Below are 5064 nucleotides of genomic sequence, written 5' to 3' on the forward strand. Positions count from 1 at the left end.
GCGGTATCCCGCCTTAATTCAGATGCTCTGGTAACTCAGTTGCCGAGTAGTTCACAAGCTTCTTGTCATCTCTTGCTTCAGAAGTATTATTAGCAACAAATGTGTATGAATAAGAAGTAATATCCTCTCCCATCGATCCGGACACATCCAATACCAACATGATATCTGCCACCGGCGTTTTCGTTTCAATTATGGAACTTGTACTTGTGGATGTTGCGTTAATGGTAATGTCGTAGGTTCTCTGATCCCAGTCTTTCACTTTAGCCGTTTTGCTAGTCGTCATACTGGAGTTGATAATTTCTTCCGGAGTCTCATTCAGAATTTTATTGTCTTTAACTGCTGTTCCTGAACTGTTTTTTAATGTGGTTGTAACATTATTATTTTCTTTTGTTACCGTTACCGTCCATTTTTCATTGGAAGCAACATATCCCACTGGCGCCTGAATCTCTTTCAGATAATATGTTCCTGCTCTCAGCTTATCAAATGTAACATTTCCGCGATCATCAGATGTAGCTGTTGCAATCTGTGTTGTGCACTCTTCGTCATTATAAAGAGTAAATCTTGCACCGCTAAGTCCATCACCTTTTTTATTAACTTTTTGGAAATTCAGAGTTCCAAGCGCATCCGTTGTTACCTGTGAAATTGTTACGTTTGGAAGGGTAAAATTCATGTAACAGTTAGAAGCACCTGCTCCTCGTTCCATATAAAGAACCGTTAATGTATGTGTAGATTTATCTCCTTCATCCAAATACTCCCACAAGTCCACAGTTTTAGTTGCTGCATTATGAATTCCACCTAAATCAATGATAATCTGCTGCTTTTCTGTTCCGCCATCCATGACAACCCACATATCGTCATCACCTGTAAAAGAATAACTTAATGGGCCTACATAATCACCAACGTTGAACTTCATGTCATAACGCATTCCAAAATAATAATTATGTTCTTTACCATCATCCCCAAGTGCACTTTGCGTTTTTCTAGTATATCCTTTCTCATACTTTGAAGCCACAGTATCTAATGGAAAGAAATCTTCTCCCGAATTTTCCTTTTTATTTAACTTATACTGTGTTGTTACGTTAGTGCCACTTCCATCTGTTACACCCGTTAATGTATATGTGTCACCACTTCTTTCAAAATTCAAATTATAATCTTTATATACTTTTCTTAAGTAATTGTCGTTTGAATTTCCTGCCAGTAAATCAGTCTCATTAAAAAATCCTGGATCTGGATAATTAAATTCTACATTGCCATTTTCATCTAGTCCCTTCAACAAACCAGTAATAACATCTTTGCCTCCAGTCCATAAGTTAACCGTTTTGTTATCCTTTTGCCAAGTATATCGATATGGCTCATAGTTTTGATCTGCTAATTTTCCATTATGGGTTTCACCCATACTTAACTTCTGATTACTGTCTGGATCACTATAATTACTCTTCTGATTAATGGAATAATAAGTACTTCCACTCTGTCCGGCCATTACCGTATAATCATAAAACGTAGGTGCACCGGCAAATGTTCCGGTGGTAGGAGTATAATATACTTTTACCGTAGCATCCTGTGCTAATTCAATATCACCTTCATTTACAGTAGTTGTTGTTTCATTTTTAACTACGTCTACTCTCGCGATATCCCAGTTTGTAGCTTTCTTACAATCAAATTTCTGCCCAACTGAAAGTTCTTTATCAACATCATCTGCATAAATCTTCTTTCCAGTTGTTTCGTCATAATGCTCTATTGTAACTTTTATCTTATCGTCACGCTTATTACCAACGATTACATAAGTAGAAAAATGCGTAGTCTCAAACTCAACATCACCATTCTTAGCAACGCTGCCATCCATATTTTCAACGTTATCATTCTTGTCTACGTGATATACATCCGCATCCTTGATTTTCTTCTCATCATTCAGAGATACAGATACCTTCACTGAAGCACCTGGCTGAACTTCTTCGCCGTCTACCAGGAATTTGATATCGTAGGAATGGATCTTCTCGATGGCTTTCTTTTCTTTGATCGCTTCTTCTGTGATCTGGTCTTCGGCTTCCTGGCTGAGCTCTACCGGTGTTACGGAAAGCTCTGCGTTGTCCGGAAGATCTGCCGGATCGGTAAGAGTAACCTTGACATTGACCTCGTCACTCTTGTAATCATATCTGGTGATCTCAGGCTGAATTTCTTCTTCCTGCACATCCTCAGGCTCTTCTGCCTCATCACTGCTTTCAACAACCTGTGCCATATCACTTCTTATGTAAGCCTCGGTTCCTTCCCAGGAAACCTTGTACCAGGTTGCTCCGTCCTCTGCTGTTACGGTATCCAGAAGTGTGAGCTGTGTTCCTGCGTTTACAGTTGCCAGAACCTCTGCCTCGATAGATGGGCTGACACGAAGATTCGTATCGTCTCCCAGAACCTCGATCAGGCTTGTCTCACCATTCTCATCTGCTGCCGGAACCTCCTCCGGGCTCGCAATATCCTCTGCCGGTTCTTCCACCACATCCGGATTCTCAGCCGGCGCTTCGGTAGGTTCAGCATCCGGATTCTCCGCCGGAGCCTCAGAAGGCTCTGCCTCAGGAGTTACCTCCGGATTCTCTGCTGCCGGTGTCTCAGCTGCATCCTGCTCAGGCTCGTCCGAAATATCCATTCCGTCCGTAAGCTCCTCTGATGCGATAGACACCTCGTCCTCATTACCGGAAACAGCTTCCGCCTCGACATCTGCTGTCTCAGGAGAATCCCACATAACGGCAAAAACAGCTGCGTTGCCAGTCTCAACCTGAAGTGTCTGGATCTGTTTGCCCTCGTTGACATTCAGAACCTTCAGATCCTCGTTGGCCTGTAAGGTGTTAACATCAGTATCACCGGTACTGCTGTTATAATGAAGCTTCTCAACGGTTACACTCGTGCTGGCTGCATCGGTAAGCTCCGGTGCTGCCGGTGTCTTGTACTCAAAAGTTACTCTGACTCTGCCGTTCGGCTCGACTCTGTTTCCGTCGCCATCAGCAAAATACACATCATACGCAAAAAAACCTCTCAGGCTGCTGCCCTTGTCTGTAGCTGCTGCTGAAAGCTTCTGAGAAACTGTATCATAAGATACGGATGAATTCTCGTTTACGCCGTCAGCCTTCAATGCTGTATTCTGCGGAAGAGCTCCGTCCTCCAGTGCCTCTGCTGTTACTTTAACAGAATCATTTTCATATGTAAGCGTCGATTGCTGCGCCTGTTCCGTTTCCTCCTGGTCAGCGCTGCTTACATCCGGTGTCGATTCTTCGGCCGCTGGTTCAGATGTAATTTCGCCATCTGTAAATATATCCTCCGTTCCATCTCCGAACGCCTCACTCGCGGAGATCGTATATGCACTCGGCATACAGGATACCATCAACGCCAAAGCCACCATAAATGCCAGGAGTTTTCTGATCTTATTATTCCTTAATTTTTTCATACCTTTCCCGCTTTCCTATGTGTGCATTAACGTGTACTGTATTTCTTATTACTTTACTTCTGTTTATATTCCTTTCTCTTAAAAAAGCTTCATGTTTTTAGCCGGTGAGTAAACAGGTTACACCTTTTCAATATTTTACCCTTATGTGATTGTAGTGTCAATATACCAGGCATTTTTGGTAAGGATATTGACATTATCAGATGCTATCGAGAATCAGTCTTCAACTCCTCCTTCTTAACTTACTCGTTTACTGGTTCTTTTCGTCTGATTTCTCCGATAAAATCTGACTATTCGTGATATTTATTATACAACACTACCAGTTGTTTTGTAAGGCCCGTTTTTTCAAAAAAAAGTGCCTCTGTCACTATTTTAACATGAATTTCTTCAGCTCATCCCGCTTCTTGACATTCAGCTTGCAAAAGATATCCGTAAGGTAATGCTTGACAGTATTAATGGAAATCCCCAGATGCTCTCCGATCTCCTTATTGGTCCATCCCCCACTTGCCAGCATGGCAATAGAAAACTCCATCGTCGACAGCTCCCCCGTAACCTTTCTCCGGTTTTCCGGATTATGAAGCGCCATCCAGCCCCTGCTGAAAGAAATCACACCCTCCGTGATCCGCTGATACGCCTCCGGATCCCGGTTCCGGATACAGGCCTCGATCAGCCCCCGCAAAAGCCCATGATGCTCAATAAAAGGCTCCAGAAACCCATCCATCTTCGCCAGCTCCCAGCTCCGGAGCATCTCCTCCTGTGCCTCCTGCTTATGCTTTCGGTTGATCGCACACACCGCCATCATACAGTGGATATACGTCATACTGATCGGATACGACCTCTCCGCCATAAACAAAGCAGCCTTCCCCATCCCATAAGCACTCCATATCTCCCCGTTAAGATAAGTATGGTGCGCCATCACATACGTGGCAAAAAGCCTCAGCCCCTCAGGAAGCATCCTGCTGTACTCCCCAAAAGCAGGCATCCCATCCGTAGGCAGATGAAGCAAAACCGCCCCCACATACCCCGCCAGAAGACAGGACGCATAAACATCCTTAGGAACCTTCTTCTTCATAGCAATCTTCACACAGGACTGGATTCCCTCCATCCCCCGCTTAGCCGCCGCCACATTCCCCAGCGTCAGATTAGAATACCCATACAAAATACACGCCGAAAGCTTCAGCTCAATAACCCTGCTGGACAGATACCCCCTCGTGATCTCACAACACTCCTCCGCCTGCCCCGTAAAATAAAAAAGCTCAGCCCGCGCAATATTCCTCAAATCCACATCCACAAACCCCTCAACAACCTCCCGAGCCCTCCCAGGCTCAAAAGACGAATTCAAAAGCGGCAAAACCACATAATCACACATACAACCCACTCTCCTCCAAAACCCAAGCAGCCCCCAAAAGACCACCCTCAAAACCAAACCAACAAACCTCCGAAGCCCTCACACAAGCCACATCACCACACATCCAAAGCCCATCACACACCCCTCATCAACACACATCCGAAGCTCATCTCTCAAGCCACATCAGCATACATCCGAAGCTCATCTCTCAACCCTCATCAGCACACATCCGTAAGCGTCAAATAAAACAGTGTATAGAAAAATAACCGTCAGCCTTTTATACTAA

General features: G+C 44.2%; 2 protein-coding genes. Both read right to left on the reverse strand.

Going from position 1 to position 5064, the window contains the following annotated elements:
* Positions 1 to 13 precede the first annotated feature (13 nt).
* Positions 14 to 3433 (reverse strand): SpaA isopeptide-forming pilin-related protein, encoded by a 3420-nt coding sequence (locus LI091_RS18170; protein WP_265191441.1) that lies wholly within the window; start codon positions 3431 to 3433, stop codon positions 14 to 16.
* A gap of 364 nt (positions 3434 to 3797) precedes the next feature.
* Positions 3798 to 4799 (reverse strand): helix-turn-helix transcriptional regulator, encoded by a 1002-nt coding sequence (locus tag LI091_RS18175; RefSeq protein ID WP_059086507.1) that lies wholly within the window; start codon positions 4797 to 4799, stop codon positions 3798 to 3800.
* Positions 4800 to 5064 lie beyond the last annotated feature (265 nt).

Source organism: Blautia sp. MSK20_18, assembly GCF_020553125.1.
Lineage (GTDB): Bacteria > Bacillota > Clostridia > Lachnospirales > Lachnospiraceae > Blautia_A > Blautia_A fusiformis.